The organism is Microbulbifer thermotolerans (genome assembly GCF_900112305.1).
GTDB lineage: Bacteria > Pseudomonadota > Gammaproteobacteria > Pseudomonadales > Cellvibrionaceae > Microbulbifer > Microbulbifer thermotolerans.
Genome location: NZ_FOKT01000002.1, coordinates 381508 through 397580, shown reverse-complemented (window position 1 = coordinate 397580; position 16073 = coordinate 381508). Strand labels below are relative to the sequence as shown.

Here is a 16073-nt window from a genome sequence, read left to right as displayed (position 1 = left end):
GGGGACACCGCTATGCGCCAGGTAGTTCTGGACACTGAAACCACCGGCCTGGATCCCAAGGCCGGGCACCGCATTATCGAAATTGGCTGCGTGGAGCTTGTCAATCGCAAGCTGACCGGGCGCCACTACCACCAGTACATTAATCCCGAACGCGAAGTCGACGACGGTGCTATCGAGGTACACGGTATCACCAATGAGTTTCTTGCCGACAAGCCGGTTTTTGCTCAGATTGCCGATGAGTTCATGACATTTTGTGATGGTGCGGAACTGGTAATCCACAATGCACCTTTCGACGTGGGCTTTATCGACTGGGAGTTAAAGCTGCTGGGAAGTCCGCGTTGGCAGAGCGTGGCCGCGCATTGCACTGTTTTGGATACCCTCGCGTTGGCGCGGGAGAAACATCCGGGACAGAAGAATAACCTGGACGCACTGTGCAAGCGCTATTTCGTCGACAACTCACAGCGGGATCTGCACGGCGCTTTGCTGGACGCAGAGATACTGGCCGATGTCTACCTGATGATGACGGGAGGCCAGACGGATCTGGCGTTAGCCCAGGGGGGCGACCAACAGTCGGGTGAAGAAGAGAGCGGTGAGCAGCGGGATGCGGCGCCAGGCGCCATTCGTCGATTGGCAGCAGATCGGAAACCACTGCGCGTTGTGAAGGCTAGCGCAGAGGAGGTTGAGGCACATCAGGCTATGTTGGCTATGTTGGAAAAAAATGCGGGGAAGCATTTTTGGTGAAGGCATTCGGAATCCATGGGTTCCGTATAGGCCACCAGGCGGCGCAACGCTCTTTGGGCGCCGCCTGAGGTGTCCCTTTCATTCGCGCGAGCCAGTAGCCTGTTCAGGCGCGCTGAGGTAGCGGGATAAATCATTCGAAAACGCACGGATACTTTCCCTGTATCCATTGCCACTACTCAGTACGCCACCTGGACTACGCATTCCACTACTGGGCGTTACTAGGGCTCAAGGAATGCTTCAGAGTCTCTAAGGCCCCTCTCAAATTGCATAAATCACACAGAGGAGCGCTGTTGCGCTCAGGACAACGGTATAGGGCAGGGCCATCAGTACCATGCGACCGTAAGAAAGGCGAATCAGCGGTGCAAGCGCCGAGGTCAGCAGAAACAGGAAAGCCGCCTGGCCGTTGGGCGTAGCCACGCTCGGCAGGTTGGTGCCGGCGTTGATGGCGATGGCGAGCTTGTCGAAGTGCTCGCGAGTGATCTCGCCAGCGAGCAGCGCATCCTTGACTTCATTGATATACACGGTGGCTACGAACACGTTGTCGCTGATCATCGACAGGATTCCGTTGGCGAGAAATAACATGCCCGGCTGGTGGCTGGGTTCTAGTTCAAGCACAAAGTGGGTGACCGGTGCGAACAAGTGTTGCTGGTGTATTACAGCGACTATGGCGAAGAAGACCACCAGCAGTGCCGTGAATGGCAGTGCCTCCTCGAAGGCATGACCAATGCGAGCCTCCTGTACCACGCCGTTAAATGCGGTCAGCAGCACAATGATCATCAGGCCAATAATGCCCACTTCTGCAATGTGGAATGCCAGGGCCAGCACCAGCAAAACCGCTACGACTCCCTGTACCCAGAGTTCTGCCACATCACTTGGAGAGCGCTTTTTTTCCTCTTCTCGGGAAAAGCTTTCCAGCACTTCCCGCACTGTGGATGGCAGTTTGGCGCCGTAGCCGCAGATGCCCGTCTTTTCCAAAATCACACAGGTGGCGAGTCCGGCGAGGAGAGTGGGTATGGTGACCGGGGCCATATTGAGGAAAAACTGCACGAACTCCCAGCCGGCTTTTTCTGCAATGAGCAGGTTCTGCGGTTCGCCGACAAGCGTACAGACGCCCCCCAGGGCCGTACCTACCGCACCGTGCATAATAAGGCTGCGCAGATAGGCGCGGAACTGATCCAGATCCTCGCGGTGATATTCCACAACGTGCTCATCATTGGAGTGGTCGTGATCTCGATGGTGGTGGGGCTGATTGGACGCGACCCGGTGATACACAGTGTAAAATCCGATCGCTACAGCAATTAGTACCGCGGTCACTGTCAATGCGTCGAGGAATGCGGACAGTAAGGCTGCCACAGCACAGAACAGCAGTGACAGCAGAGTCTTTGAGTTAACGTTGATGAGAATTTTTGTGAATACAAAAAGCAGCAGGCTCTTCATAAAGTAAATGCCGGCCACCATAAACATCAGCAGCAGAATCACTTCGAGGTTTTCGCTCACCTCATGGTAGATAGCGTCTGTGCTCGTCATTCCCAGGAGCACCGCTTCTATGGCCAGCAGACCACCGGGTTGTAGGGGGTAGCACTTGAGTGCCATCGCCAAGGTAAAGATAAATTCACCAATCAGCACCCATCCGGTGACAAAGGGGCCGCTGAGATACAGGAGTATTGGGTTGATGATCAAAAAAGCGGCGATGGTGGCCTTGTACCAGTCGGGTGCCTCCCCCAGAAAGTTGTCGGTAAGGGCGCGACCGAAGCCGCTGCCGGAAGCGGTGAGAGCGTTATTGTAGGTATTCATTGATTACTTCCTTGGGTTGACTTCTGTGTTGGGCCGCCCGCTGGTGTTTTTGTGCGAGGATCGATAGGCTGCAGCAGTAAGAAGTAGAAAACGCTACCCAGTTTGTAGGAAAATTCAAGTGGTTTTACCAATTTGCTGTCCTGTTAGTCAGTTTTGCAGATTACTCGATAGAATTTGCCTGCGGAAAGCTGGATTCTTGGCAGCTTTGGTATAAATTGCCTTTTTCGGGTCAGAATTACACCTGATCGAGCGGGATTTGTACAACAAATAGTGAATGAGTGCAGCGGTGCAGTCAGTGACGGAATTGCGGGATATCAATATAACCTCTGTTAATGTGGTTAAGGACGAGCTGGTGGCAGCGGTGGACGCCGCCGCGGCTCATCTTGACCAGTTTGCAGTGGATCAGAATAACAAGCAGTCGGTGGACCAGTGTCTGGCAGGGCTGCGCCAAGTCAGCGGTGTTCTGCAGATGGTGCAACTGCACGCAGGGGAGCTGCTGGCTCAGGAAATGCAGACCGCCTTGACGGATATCCGCGAGGGGCGCCAGAAAGCGGCTGGCGACCTTATGGAGGGGCTTGGCACCGGCTTTTATGTACTTACGCGCTACCTGGATTTTGTGCAGAACCGCGGCATGGCACGCCCAGAGTTGCTCATCCCCTATATCAACAATCTGCGTTTGGCGCGCGCACAGCCGCCGGTTCCCGAGAGCCACTTTTTCCGCTGTAACCTGGATGGCAATGTCCCCGGCGTGGTCGCGTCATCGGTGATGTCCGAGGATCTGTCCAGTTTCGTGCGCCGTTTTCGCCACATGTACCAGGTTGGTCTGTTGGCCCTGCTGAAAGGCAAGCCGGCCAAGCCCGCGTACACCATGATGGCGCGCGCGCTACAGCGCGTTGCCAGCATTTGTGCCGGCCGTCCCAACGGCAAGCTCTGGGCCGTGGCGGGTGCAGCCTTGGGCGGTATGGCATCGCGGGAAATGCATATCAACCGCTCGCGGGTCATGGTATTCAGTATGTTTGACCGGCGGCTGCGCGTTCTGCAGAGGGAAGCGGATGCTGCGCTGGACCAGCCGCCCCCGCCGGTACTACTGAAAGAGTGTCTCTACTGGTTGGCACTGTCTGCCCCCAGTGGTCAGGGGGCGAAGATGCTGGAAGCCTTCTCGGCCAAACCGCTCGGCTACAGCGAGGCGGAGCTGGAGCGTGAACGGGCCAGTCTCGGCGGGCCGGGCGCCACCGCTATCACCGCGGTGGCGGGTGCTCTGGACGAAGAGCTTTCCGGAGTGCGCCGTATGCTCGACGATGTGGAGATGCTTGGCATTAGCGGCCTGGACGGTGAAGACGGATTAGCGGGCACCTTGAAGCGCATTGCAAGCATTCTACGCCTGCTGAATTTCAAACAGGTTGGCGATGGCTTGAGCCTCGCGGTGGAGGAATTCCGCACCGCCGCCCCTGCCGGGGGATCTGCCGCAGAATCAGCGCTACAGAAGCTGACGGACCAGGTGTTAATGGTGGATAGCGCCATTCGCGCTCTGCGGCAAAGCTCTTCTCTCGACCTGGATGAATACGGACAAGTAGATTTGGTCCTCGAGCGCAGCCAGTTGGCGGAGGCGGAGTTGGCCGTGCTGAAAGAAGCTGAGGCCGGACTCTCACTGATCAAGCGTGCGTTGGGTTCCTACGCTGAATCCGGCTTCGATCATGGTCATATTCGCAACGTTTCCACCACCCTGAACTCCGTACGTGGCGGCTTAATTGTACTTAATCTGCGCCGTGCCTCGGCGGTGGTGGCACGGCTGGTGGATTTTGTCGAGGCGGTGATGGAGCAGCGCGAAGCAGCACCGGGTATCGAGCAATCATTGGATATTTTCGCGGATGCCATTATCAGCCTCGAGTATTATCTGGGCGAGGTGAAACTGCATCGCAACGCGGATATCCAGTCCTTGAATTTGGCTGTTGAAAGCCTCGAAGCTCTCGGCTATCCGGTCGAGGAAGATTGATCGGGCTGCCCAGGGTCCAGAGGAAGTGTGTTTTGAGCGATATTTTCGTCCCCGCCGCCCGTGTATTGCCTCTTCCGCCATTGACACTACACATTCTGGTTGCCGATGGGCAACTACTCTGTCGCGGTGATAGTTTTTTACACGCTAAGCCCTTGCTGCCGGCGGCGATGGTCGAGAGCAGCCACTACTTGGGGGAGCTGCGGGGGGAAGCCTGTGGAGTACACCAGATCGCCACACCGGCGGATGTTGAGGGCTGTGAGTGGCGGAGTTTGCGCAGTCTGCTGGGACGGGTGGATGATCTGCACTTCGCGCTTGCCGGGCGGGCCTTGCAAGTTGTTGATTGGGACATAAATCACCGCTTCTGCGGCCGTTGTGGCCGGGGTACGGAGTATCACCCCAGGGATCGAGCGCGCGTGTGCCGCGACTGTAACTTGGCGGTGTATCCGCGCATTTCCCCTTGCGTCATCATGTTGGTTACACGCGGTGACGAGTGCTTGTTGGCGCGACATACCCGCCATCCTCGGGGTATCCATACGGCTTTGGCCGGCTTTATCGAGCCGGGGGAAAATGCCGAGCAGGCACTGGCGCGGGAAGTGCGAGAAGAGGTGGGGCTCGAAGTCGGTAAAAGCCGCTATATCGGCAGTCAGTCCTGGCCCTTCCCGGGGCAATTAATGCTCGGTTACCACACGGAATGGACTGGTGGCGCGTTGGTGCCCGACCGGGAAGAGATCGCCGAGGCAGGCTGGTTTCATTACAGTGCGCTGCCGGAAATCCCGCCGCCGCAGACCTTGTCCGGGCAGTTGATCCGCCTGTTTGCAAAACGCGCATCCGGTGAAAAGCGCTGTTAGGGCTTCTCTGATTAAGGCGTTTATTGGCAGTAAAGGAAATTAAGGCCTGTGCGCTCCCAAGCCAATTACCGCACCCCAGCGAATTATTCTGAGGTTCCATAGGTCCGGACGGAGCTAAATAATATGTATATTGCCATCACCTTTCTCATCGCATTGCTGGCACTGCTGCTGGTTTTCTGGGGCGGCAGGATCCTGTTAAGCGGCAAGTGGATACTCGGTTTTATCCGCGGCACACTCGGTTTGCTGTTTCTTGCGACAGCTCTGTTGATCGTGTTGGTGGCAGCGGATGTGTACAGTTACAGAAATCTTGCGGAGGAGCACAGTGTCGGCACAGTGTCTTTCCGCAAAACGGGTGAGCAGCGTTACGAAGTCACCTTTTCCGATGCGGACGGATTGGCGCAGCGTTTCGAATTGCACGGTGATCAGTGGCAGCTGGATGCGCGCATGTTGAAATGGAAGGGCGTTTTGGCCCGTTGGGGCATTCAGCCTGCCTACCGCCTGGACCGGCTCAGTGGCCGCTATTTGACGCTGCAAGATGAACGCATCAAGGAACGTTCGGTGCATCAACTAGATAGCAGCGCCTTTGGTATCGATATTTGGCAGTCATTGCGCGGTATCGACAAAAAATTGTCGTTTGTCGATGCGGTCTACGGCACAGCCACCTTCCTGCCGATGGAAGACGGCGCGGTCTACGATGTACGGATTACCCACAACGGTCTGCTGGCGCGGCCACTCAATCAACAGGCCACTTCAGCGGTAGAGGAGTGGCAGTAACCTAGGTCTGAACGGCAGGCCTTGTAGCCGCGCACTGTCTGCCTGAATATTTATCATTTTTACAAGCTAGAGCAATCTGGAGTTTCAGTGGAATTTCTCAGTGAATATGGCCTTTTTCTGGCCAAAGTAGTGACGCTTGTTGTCGCCTTGCTGGTTCTCATCGGGTTTATTGCCGCCAACCGCGAGCAATTGAAAGAGCGAGTGCCCGGATATATCAGTGTCACCAAGCTCAACGATCGCTATGAGCAATTCAAAGAAACCCTGCTCGAGGCGGTGATGGATAAACACGAGTTTTCGCGGCGTAAAAAGCAAATGGCCAAGGACAGAAAAGCGCGGGATAAAGCGCTGGCGAAAAAGCACAAGGAGGTGTTAAAGAAACAGCCTCAGGAAAAGGTTCGGCAATCGGGCCTGGAGCGCACTGATACACCTGTGCCGGAGCAGGGTGCCGCCGATGCGGAAGCGGGGGAGCAGCATGTTCAAGCCTTGGTTACGGAAAAGCCTGCGGGTGAACGCAAGCGCATTTTTGTGATGCACTTTGACGGTGACATCAAAGCCAGTGCTTTGTCTAACCTGCGCGAGGAGGTCACCGCTGTTCTGCAGGTCGCCGAACCCGGTGATGAGGTACTGGTGTGCCTGGAGAGCCCCGGCGGCATGGTTGCGAATTACGGCTTGGCTGCGAGCCAGCTCTCAAGAGTGCGCAGCGCAGGTATCCAGCTTACAGTGGCTGTAGACAAGGTGGCGGCCAGCGGCGGATACATGATGGCCTGTGTGGCTGACCGTATTCTAGCGGCCCCCTTCGCAATGGTCGGCTCCATTGGGGTGGTGGCTCAACTGCCGAACTTCCACCGGTTGCTCAAGCGCCACGACGTGGATTTTGAGTTGTTCACCGCAGGAGAGTACAAACGCACAGTGACCATGTTCGGCGAAAACACCCCCGAGGGGCGGGAGAAGTTCCAGAGTGACCTGGAAGAGATCCACGCGCTCTTCCAACACTTTGTAGCAGAGTACAGGCCGGCACTGGATATTGCCAAAGTGGCCACCGGTGAGGTCTGGTTTGGCCAGCGGGCGTTGGATTTGGGCTTGGTGGATGAATTGAAAACCTCCGACGAATATCTTACCCACTGTGCGCAGGAAGCAGATCTTTACCAGGTGGAATATAAGGAGCGGCGGAATATCGCTAAAAAAATTGGCCTCGCCGCACAGGGGGGAGTAGAGTCAATGCTAATGCGCCTTTTTTCCCGCTTGGCAGCATGGCGTCACCAGGCGCAGTGACGACTGCCATTGCGTGGCCTGTAAGATGTATTTTTAAGAAGTTGTAGTTATGAAAGATACCTTTCGCGCTGTCTGGGTCGAGGAAGTGGCACCGGGCAAATTCGATCAGCGGATTGTTGAGCGGCAAGTTGGTGACTTGCCTGACCACCCGCTGCTGCTGGCGGTGACCCATTCATCTCTGAATTACAAAGACGCACTTTCCGCTTTCGGAAACCGCGGAGTCACGCGCGAGTATCCCCACACGCCAGGTATTGACGCTGTGGGCAAAGTGATCGAAGACAAGAGCGGTACATACGCCCCTGGCGATGAGCTCCTGGTCACTGGCTACGACCTGGGAATGAACACCTGTGGCGGCCTGGCGGAATGTATACGTATCCCCGCTGGCTGGGCCCTGCCGTTGCCTGAGGGGCTGAGCGCGAGGGAGTCGATGATCCTGGGCACCGCCGGTCTCACTGCGGGTCTCTGTGTTGAGAAACTGCTGGAGGCCGGCGCCAAGCCGGAAGATGGTGAGGTATTGGTCACCGGGGCCACGGGAGGTGTTGGCTCCATTGCCGTCGCCCTGTTGGCAAAACTAGGGTTCCGTGTGGCGGCGGTTACTGGCAAGCTGGAATCGGCGGATTTCCTCACCGAGCTAGGTGCCTGGAAAGTGCTGGATAGGGAGACACTGGCGCCATTTGCCAGTAAGGCGATGGCGAAGCCGATGTGGGCCTGGGCCGTGGATACTGTCGGTGGCGACACTCTGTTTAATGTCATCAAGTCTTTGGCCTATGGTGGCGGCGTTGCCGCTTGCGGAATGGCCGCCGGGGCTCAGTTTCAAGCCAATGTGTTCCCGTTTATCCTGCGAGGTATCAGCCTTCTCGGAGTGGACAGTGTTGAGTTGCCGTTGGAGAAAAAGGCGTCCGTGTGGCGTAAGTTCGCTGCCGAGTGGCAGAATAGTGAACTGTTGAACCGCATCGCCGAGGATATTTCTTTGGAGCAGGCGCCGGAGTTTCTCGCCAGGCTGCTCCGAGGGCATGGAATCGGTCGCTATGTAGTGGATATGGCGCTCTAACAACCCGACCCTGCAGCCCTTATTTACGCTGGCGTGGCGCATATTCCGCGCTTGCTGGCTGCTAAGCTGAAATTCCCCGGTGGAAACCCGCCTGGAAGCGGGTTTCTCATTGTGTCGATTGTGGGTACAGTTGTTCGGGCTTTGTTGCTACTGGTAGAACAGATTGTCCGCGAATAACGAATTACCAAAGTTAACCCACCAGGCTAGTGCGCTGGTTCTGTCCGGTGGTGGCGCCCGCGCCGCTTACCAGGCCGGCGTGCTCAAGGCATTGGCGGAGTTGGCACCCGAATCCAATCCACATCCGTTTCAAATTATCTGTGGCACCTCTGCCGGTGCCGTCAACGCGCTGTTACTCGCTTCTCATCCGGGTACCTTCAAGGAGGCAGTGGAGCGTCTCTGCACCTTATGGCTGCAGCTCACGGTCGATCAGATCTATCGCAGTGGCTGGTTCAGTCTGATGGGTAATATGCTCGCCATCACCCGCTCGCTCTTTAACCAGGGGGTGGGGCGCCAGAGGCCTCTGGCGCTGCTGGACAATACGCCGTTGCGGGATCTGGTTACTGAGGTGATCCAGTTCGACAATATTCAGCGCAATATCGATGCTGGAATTCTGCGAGCTGTCTGTGTCAACGCCTTGTCGTATGGCGCAGGGGAATCTGTCAGCTTTTTCCAAGGGGCGGAAACGTTGAGTGAATGGCACCGATTCCGCCGCTACGGCGTGAGGACCAGGCTGACCGTCGATCACCTGATGGCGTCGGCGGCTATTCCGACGTTATTTTCTACGGTTAAGATCGGTAATGACTACTTCGGTGACGGCGCCGTGCGCCAGCTGGCACCCATCAGTCCGGCGTTGCACCTGGGTGCCAATCGGGTGTTCGTGGTGGGGGTGTCCAATAACCGTTCCCCGGTGCATTGGGGCAAGCAGCGCAGTAAGCCGCCACGCCACTCCCCATCCATAGCGCAGATCGCCGGTCAACTGTTTAATGCGGCTTTTATCGACAGCCTGGAGGGGGATCTGGAGCACCTCGACCGGGTCAATCTGCTGCTGGATAGCGTGGAAGGGGAGAAACTCGGCGAACTGGCGCCACTGCGTCCGGTAGAATCCGCTGTGATAGAGCCTTCTCAAAGCCTTGACCGCCTGGCGGGACGCAAGGTCCGCTTTCTGCCACCTGCTTTGCGCTGGCTGTTCCGCGCCACGGGTGCCACCACATCCGGCGGCGGCGCCTCCGCCGCCAGCTATCTCTTGTTTGAGAAACCTTTTATCAGTGAGCTGGTCGAACTGGGCTATCAGGACGCCATGTGGGAGCGGGATAAACTGCGCGCTTTCTTGCAACCGGAAGCCGACTCCGTTCAGGAGGCGCGCAGAGGCCTGTTTGGCCGTAGAGTAAAACCGGTAACGGAAGCAAATGATGGCAACACGCAATCTTAAGCGCATTGGAATAGCGGCACTTTTGGGAACTGTGGTTTTTCTCTCTGCCTGCAGTAGTTCGGCAGGCAAAAGCGCACCGCAACTGGTATTGCCTCAGGCGGAGGAAAGTGAGTACAGACGCTTGCTTGCACAGGCGCGGGCGCTGTCCTTCACCCTTGATTTCGACCAGCTGCGGCGCGCTTACGTGGCATCGCCGGAATACAACCCCCGCGGTGGTGCCGAGCTGGTCGGGCTGACCGAGGCATACCGCGCGGAGGAGAGGGGCGAATACGGTGAATGCCTGAAGCAGGTGGACAGAGTGCTGGACGTTAGTTATATGAGTCTTGAGGCCCATATGATCGGTGTTCTCTGTGCTGCTCGCAGTGCCAATTTGCAGCGCGAGGATATTCACCGCTATATGACCGAAGGGTTGATGGATTCCATCGAACGCAGTGGTGATGGCCGCAGTCAGGAAAGTGCTTATCAAACTATTAGCACATCGGAATTGAACGGTTTTGTGCGCCTGAAAGGGCTCGAGGTACTGGATCAATCTATCGTTTACGACCAGCGCGGTATTTACGACAAAATACAAGTGCGGAACTTGGTATCCGGCGATGAGTACGCCCTCTATTTCAATGTCAGCCGACAGTTTGTGCACGGTGTGGAAAGTGCTGCGGACTAGGGCGTGTACGGTATGAATTTGCTGGAGGCCGTTGCGCTATTCCCATTTCGCGCCTGAGTTTGCCATCTGGCCTCAACTAGTATCGTTCACTGTCACGAAGCGACTTAATCAGAGGTTCCTTGTCTGTTAGCGGGCACTACAGCAGAAACTGTTGTAGCTTCTCCCAGACAAAAAGGCGCACCTGGCGGTCGCTGAACAGCACCTCGACCCTGTCGTCTTCCCATTTGATAACTCGCCCGTGGCCCAGCTTGCGGTGGCGTATACCTTCGCCGGGGATGGGTTTACGCACTGGTGCTCGGGGACCTTGGATTTCCGGGTTGTAATCGCAGGCCTCCATATAGCGCAGTGCTTGACGAGTGACAGGGAAGGGACTTTGGATCTGAGCCGGGCGCTCGCGCAAGGCGTTGTCGATCAGTTTGCACAGCGGAAGCTGCATTTCTTCGATAAACAGCGATGGCTGTTGTTCCGCGCCTCCACTGTTTTTATCGGGTGCCAGTGGTGGTGCGAGCAGATAGAGGCGGCGGCGTGCACGGGTCACGGCCACATACATCAGGCGGCGTTCGCTTTCCACTGAAGCCGGCGTGGTGAACTCCCGCTGTGGCTGATAGGGCATGGTGTACTGGCTTAGGGAAGGAATAATGACATCATCCCATTCCAGCCCTTTCGCTTGATGCATGGTTGTAATCTGTACGGCATCCGCTTGCGCCTGTTCACCTTCGCGGTGCTGGCGTTGCAGTGCTTGCAGGTGCTGCAGAGCTTCGGCGGGGGGCTGTTTGAGGGTATCCAGGAACTGGCAGAAGGCGAGAATCGTCTGTTTGCGCTCCTCTCCCTGCTGGCGGGTGAAGCTGTCGTCACTGATGCCGTTGAGGTAGTCCAGGGCCGCCAACTGGCGGCGGAGAAGTTCGCCGGCCAGGCCGCGCCAGTTTTCCACCTCCATCAAAAGTTCGGCGCGTTGCCGCATCCGTTTTTTTTGTCCCTTGCTTAAAGACTCCGGAATCAGTTCCAGCAAGTATTTGCCCCAGTCACTGTCGCGCTTGGCCAGTCGAACGCAGACAGGTTCCAGTACCTTGCGCGGAACGCGGATGTGGGGAGCCGTCAGCCATTCGTAGATGCCTTGTTCGCGTTTTTTCGCGGGCAGTTGGGCAAAGCGGCCGGCGGCTATATTCAGGCTCCAGAAAAGCGGGCGCAGTTCGCGCCGCGACAGTACCGTATTACTGTTGGCCGACTTGTAGGGAATGTTGTTGGCCAGCAGCGCCAGTTCCACAGGGGCGGCCACCGACCAGAGGCGAACCAGAATTGCGGTTTGCCCCAGGGGTTGAGCGTGTTTTTGGCGGCGGCGCAGGTGCTCCACCAGCCAATGAGTTTCCCGGTCTGTTTGAACCAGTTCGATATCCGTGCGCTGTTTGCAATCCGCAGACACGCAAAATATATCCGCACGCTCGCGGTTGTGACCGATAAAGTGGTTTGCGGCCAGGGACAACTGATGTCCGTAGCGGAAGGTGCGACTCAGGTGATAGACATTGGACGGTGGGAAATCGCCGTCGAAATAGGTGAGCAGGAATTTCGGTTTGGAGCCGCGCCATTCGTAGATGGTTTGATCCGGGTCGCCAATGGCGATCACATTACCGGATTTTCCGTACAGTACGCGCAGGAGAAAATGCTGTACTTCATTGATATCCTGGTATTCGTCCACCAGGATATCCTCGTAGTGGCTGCCGTATTGTTCGGCGATATCCGGTTCCAGGCTGAGCAGAAGTGCCGGATCGTAAATCAGGTCCGCATAAGTTACGGCATTCTGGCTGCGGCGCCAGCTTTCGAAAGCGCGGAATACCTTGAGGAAATATAAATACTCGTCGCCGAGCTTGAGCTCCTGGTAAGCGCTGAGGTCACCGCTGAGTATCGTCTTGGTATAGTCGATAAAAAATTCCGCAGCCTCCACTTCCGACTGCTTGCGGGCGCGGATTTCCTCCAGCTCATAAGGAGGAGCACACTTTTCGATCGCCTTCCAGATCTGTAACTGCACCACTGATTGGGGCAGGGGAGTAAGGTTGGCCGGTGTTATATGGCCGCTGGCGATCATGCGCTGGTAGAGACGGTAGCCGAGGCTGTGGAAAGTGTGCACCGCCGGGGCTGCGCCGTGCACCAGCGATTGCAGGCGACGCTCAAAATCCTCCTTCGCGCTGCGGTTGTACATAAGCACCAGTATCCGTTCCGCGGGTACTCCAGCTTGCAGGCGTTTTTTGACATAGTGCAGCAGCGCGGTGGTTTTGCCGGAACCGGCGACCGCAATGATCTTGGCGTGACCGCCGGGGTGGTCGGCGATGGCCTGTTGTTCTTCTGTGAGTTGCTGCATAGGAAAGGGGGGTTCAAATACTGGATATTTTGCCAGTAGTGAGCGGTGGGGTACAAGAGCGCAGGTGGTGGTCGCTATCGCCAGCGGGATTTACTGTTTGCTTTGATCCCTGGAGAGTGCCAATTCGGCAATGTAGGATGACAAAAAGACCCGTCCGCTCAACTCCTCAAGAAATTTAGAGCGTCCCAGGCGGTCTAGTACCGGTCCCTTTACTTCCGACAGGTGTAGCCGAATATCCCGCGCGAGAAGATCCCGGTTCACCTGCTGCAATCTTTCCAGTGCGGTACCGTCGATTCGATTGACCGAAGACAATATCAGCACCAGCTCGCGGATATTGGGGTGGCGTTTCAGTTCGCTTAACAGCCGCTCCTCAACCGCACTGATATTGCTGAAAAAAAGACTTTCGTCGATGCGCAGGAAGAGGATGTTCGGTTGTGTTTCCACTGTGTGCCTGAGCACGTTGCGGAAGTGCTCCGTGCCTGGCACTCGGCCGACCACGGCGATATGTGGGCGGCTGGTGCGCCAGATCAGTGTGGCGAACGAGAAGCCGATGCCCAGCCCTATGCCCGCCTCGACCCCGAATAGCAAGACACCGAAAAAAGTGCCCGCCATGGCGACGCCGTCGGTGCGATCGTAGCGCCAAGTATTGAGAAACCCCCGCACGTCGATCAGGCTGGTTGCGGCGACGATAATAGTGGCGGCCAATACACACAGGGGCAACTCGGTAAATGGGGCGGTAGCGAACAATAGGACCAGTGCCAGCAGCCCCGCCGCGATTAGGCTGCTCATCGGAGAAACCGCGCCGCCCTCATCGTTGATAGCGGTGCGGGCGAAGCTGCCAGTAACCGGAAACCCGCCGGACAGGGCGCTGAGCAAATTCGCTGCCCCCAGACCCCGCAACTCGGCGTCAGCGTTGAGGCGTTCCCCGCGGCGCAGGGCAATGGCGTGGGCAATGGACAAGCTTTCCACAAAGCCCAGCAGTGCGATTATCACCGCGGGCAATAGCAATTTGTAAATCAGCTGCCAGTCCAGCGCCGGTATCTCCAGCTTCGGCAACCCCCGGGGAATCTCGCCGACGACAGGCATCTGCTCTTCCCAGTGAAATAGCGTTGTCAGGGCAATCGCTATCAGTACCACCGACATGGGCGCGAGCCTCGCGAACAGTCGCGCGCGCGATTCGGAAAGCCCCAGTAATTTGAGTGCTGGCGTTAGCCATATCCGTGCCGCCACCAGGGTCAGCACCGATGCCAGCCCCAGCCCGGTGGTGGCCCGGTCGGCGTTGGGGACTTCCTTCAGTGTGCTTAGAAACAATTGCAGCGCTGTGTCCCCTTCCGCCTCGCTGTTGATGCCGAGCAGTGGCGCTATCTGCCCGGCGATAATCAGCGCCGCGGCACCAGAGACAAAGCCGCTGATCACCGGGTGGCTGAGGAGGTTGGACAAAACGCCGAGCCGCAGTAACCCCATTGCAAACAGAATCAGTCCGCTCAGGGTGGCGAGAAGGACAGCGCCGGCGATGTATTCTGGGCTGCCCGGTGCGGCCAGGGGGGATAGAGCGTGGGCGGTCATCAGCGCGAGCACTGCCACCGGCCCTACTGACAGCACAGAGCTGGTACCGAATAAGGCATAGCCTACGAGAGGTAGAAGCCCCGCGTATAGGCCGATATGGGGCGGCAGGCCCGCCAGGGCCGCATAGGCGAGGGCCTGGGGTACCAACATCATGGTGGCCACCAGCGCAGTGGTGGCATCCCCCGCCAGCCATTCGCGCCGGTAGTGCTTAAACCAGTGGGGGACTAATTTTCTGGCCGGCATCCCAGGCTATCTTTCGGTTGAACAAGACTCTCAGACAAGATAGACGGGATTGGTTTCAGAGTAGGGGGCCGTCACCACTCCCACCTGTTCCGGCCCGTGGTCTCAACTTAGACACTGGCTTGTCGCCGGCTTAACAAGTGAAAGATCCCCATGCCCGCGAGCATGGCCGCGGTGAATATCACCGCTTTTATCGCGCCTGCGCCAGTTGCCACTATGGCTGGTCCCGGGCAAAAGCCAGCTAACCCCCAGCCGATCCCAAACACCAGGCTGCCGATCACTAGTGGTCGGTCAATATCCCGCCTTGTTGGCAGCTGGATATTTTCGCCGATCAAGGACAGGCCGCGCCACTTTTCTCTGCGCGCTCCTACCAGCTGGAACACCGGTAAGCCAACGCCGATAGCACCTGCCATCACCAGCGCCAGGGATGGGTCCCAGACCCCGGCCAGGTCCAGAAACCCGAGGACTTTTTCCGGATTGGCCATTCCGGAGGCCAGCAGCCCCAAGCTAAACACCAAGCCGGCGGCAAAGGCAGAGATTAGGGAAAGTTTGGATTGATGCATCGGGTCAACCTCCCAGCAAGTGGCGAGTCACATAGACAGTGGTAAATCCTGCGCCCATAAACATCAGTGTTGCCACCAGCGATCGCGGCGACAGGCGCGACAGGCCGCAGACCCCGTGGCCGCTGGTACAGCCAGACGCGTAACGAGTACCCAATCCCACGAGCAGACCGGCGACTACCAGCAGCGGGTAGTCGGCCTCAATCTGAATCGGCGGCAGTGTGTGGAACGCGGCCCATAGGGCAGGGCCGGCCAGCAGGCCTAGGGTGAAGGTAAGACGCCAGCCGGTCTCACCTGCTGCACGGCCAAACAGACCGCCCACGATACCGGAGATACCGGCGATGCGACCATTCAGCAGCAGTAGAATTACCGTTGCCAAGCCGATCAGAGCGCCGCCTGCGAGGGCGGACCAAGGGGTAAATGCGTTCCAGTCTATGGTTATCATTGCAGTTACTCCTCACAGTAGAGTTCATAAAGGGTTTGCAACAGTGCCAGCACCCGTTCATCCGCTATTCGGTAGTAAATGTGCTTGCCTTCGCGGCGAGTGCTCACCAAGCCTTCCCGACGCAGCACACCCAGCTGTTGGGACAGGCTGGGCTGATGGATACCTAGGCGGCTCTCGAGCTGGCTCACATTGAGTTCCTCCTGGCTCAGCTGACACAGCAGCAGCAACCGGTCTTGGTTGCCAATGGATCGCAGCAATTGCGACACCTCCCCCGCTGTGGCACGCATTTTGTCCAAGCTGATATTGGCGGTATCTGGCATCGGATCTCCGTAATGTCACTTTACGT

Annotated in this window: 14 protein-coding genes; 8 read left to right on the top strand and 6 right to left on the bottom strand. The window is 57.3% G+C overall.

Translation table 11 applies throughout. The annotated features are described in order from the left end of the window. Positions 1 to 12 precede the first annotated feature (12 nt). Positions 13 to 741, top strand: coding sequence for a DNA polymerase III subunit epsilon (dnaQ, locus tag BM155_RS04200; RefSeq protein ID WP_067153624.1), 729 nt, complete (start codon positions 13 to 15; stop codon positions 739 to 741). Between the two features lie 258 nt (positions 742 to 999). On the opposite strand, the gene nhaB is transcribed toward dnaQ, so the two are convergent. Beyond that, on the bottom strand, positions 1000 to 2535 hold the full coding sequence (gene nhaB / locus BM155_RS04195; protein WP_067153622.1) for a sodium/proton antiporter NhaB: 1536 nt from the start codon (positions 2533 to 2535) through the stop codon (positions 1000 to 1002). Positions 2536 to 2809: 274 nt separating this feature from the next. Between nhaB and BM155_RS04190 the strand changes: the two genes are divergently transcribed. The 7 genes from BM155_RS04190 to BM155_RS04160 all read left to right on the top strand — a co-directional run bounded on the left by BM155_RS04190 (position 2810) and on the right by BM155_RS04160 (position 10563). Further along, on the top strand, positions 2810 to 4528 hold the full coding sequence (locus BM155_RS04190; protein ID WP_074901213.1) for a FimL-related protein: 1719 nt from the start codon (positions 2810 to 2812) through the stop codon (positions 4526 to 4528). 32 nt (positions 4529 to 4560) lie between these two features. Continuing rightward, positions 4561 to 5376, top strand: coding sequence for an NAD(+) diphosphatase (gene nudC / locus BM155_RS04185; RefSeq protein WP_067153620.1), 816 nt, complete (start codon positions 4561 to 4563; stop codon positions 5374 to 5376). 123 nt (positions 5377 to 5499) lie between these two features. Further along, positions 5500 to 6150, top strand: a complete 651-nt coding sequence (locus BM155_RS04180; RefSeq protein WP_067153619.1) for a cation/multidrug efflux pump — start codon at positions 5500 to 5502, stop codon at positions 6148 to 6150. Between the two features lie 87 nt (positions 6151 to 6237). Next, positions 6238 to 7422 carry a protease SohB gene (gene sohB / locus BM155_RS04175; protein ID WP_067153617.1) on the top strand — a complete coding sequence of 395 codons (1185 nt, stop codon included), beginning with the start codon at positions 6238 to 6240 and terminating at the stop codon, positions 7420 to 7422. Between the two features lie 49 nt (positions 7423 to 7471). Further along, on the top strand, positions 7472 to 8473 hold the full coding sequence (locus BM155_RS04170) for a YhdH/YhfP family quinone oxidoreductase (RefSeq protein ID WP_067153615.1): 1002 nt from the start codon (positions 7472 to 7474) through the stop codon (positions 8471 to 8473). 163 nt (positions 8474 to 8636) lie between these two features. Continuing rightward, positions 8637 to 9902, top strand: coding sequence for a patatin-like phospholipase family protein (locus tag BM155_RS04165; protein WP_067153613.1), 1266 nt, complete (start codon positions 8637 to 8639; stop codon positions 9900 to 9902). Then, positions 9883 to 10563, top strand: coding sequence for a DUF4919 domain-containing protein (locus BM155_RS04160; RefSeq protein WP_067153611.1), 681 nt, complete (start codon positions 9883 to 9885; stop codon positions 10561 to 10563). The genes BM155_RS04165 and BM155_RS04160 overlap by 20 nt, the downstream gene beginning before the upstream one ends. A gap of 136 nt (positions 10564 to 10699) precedes the next feature. On the opposite strand, the gene BM155_RS04155 is transcribed toward BM155_RS04160, so the two are convergent. The 5 genes from BM155_RS04155 to BM155_RS04135 all read right to left on the bottom strand — a co-directional run bounded on the left by BM155_RS04155 (position 10700) and on the right by BM155_RS04135 (position 16047). Continuing rightward, positions 10700 to 12916: an ATP-dependent helicase gene (locus BM155_RS04155; protein WP_074901211.1), complete on the bottom strand. Its 2217-nt coding sequence runs from the start codon at positions 12914 to 12916 to the stop codon at positions 10700 to 10702. 90 nt (positions 12917 to 13006) lie between these two features. Continuing rightward, a complete protein-coding gene (locus tag BM155_RS04150) occupies positions 13007 to 14725 on the bottom strand; it encodes a SulP family inorganic anion transporter (RefSeq protein ID WP_074901209.1) in 1719 nt (572 codons plus the stop codon). 107 nt (positions 14726 to 14832) lie between these two features. Continuing rightward, the gene (locus tag BM155_RS04145; protein ID WP_067153605.1) at positions 14833 to 15285 is read right to left on the bottom strand and encodes a YeeE/YedE family protein; all 453 of its coding nucleotides are present in this window, start codon (positions 15283 to 15285) and stop codon (positions 14833 to 14835) included. A 4-nt stretch (positions 15286 to 15289) separates the two neighbouring features. Beyond that, positions 15290 to 15727, bottom strand: a complete 438-nt coding sequence (locus tag BM155_RS04140; protein WP_074901207.1) for a YeeE/YedE family protein — start codon at positions 15725 to 15727, stop codon at positions 15290 to 15292. Positions 15728 to 15732: 5 nt separating this feature from the next. After that, a complete protein-coding gene (locus BM155_RS04135; RefSeq protein WP_067153601.1) occupies positions 15733 to 16047 on the bottom strand; it encodes an ArsR/SmtB family transcription factor in 315 nt (104 codons plus the stop codon). Positions 16048 to 16073: the final 26 nt, after the last annotated feature.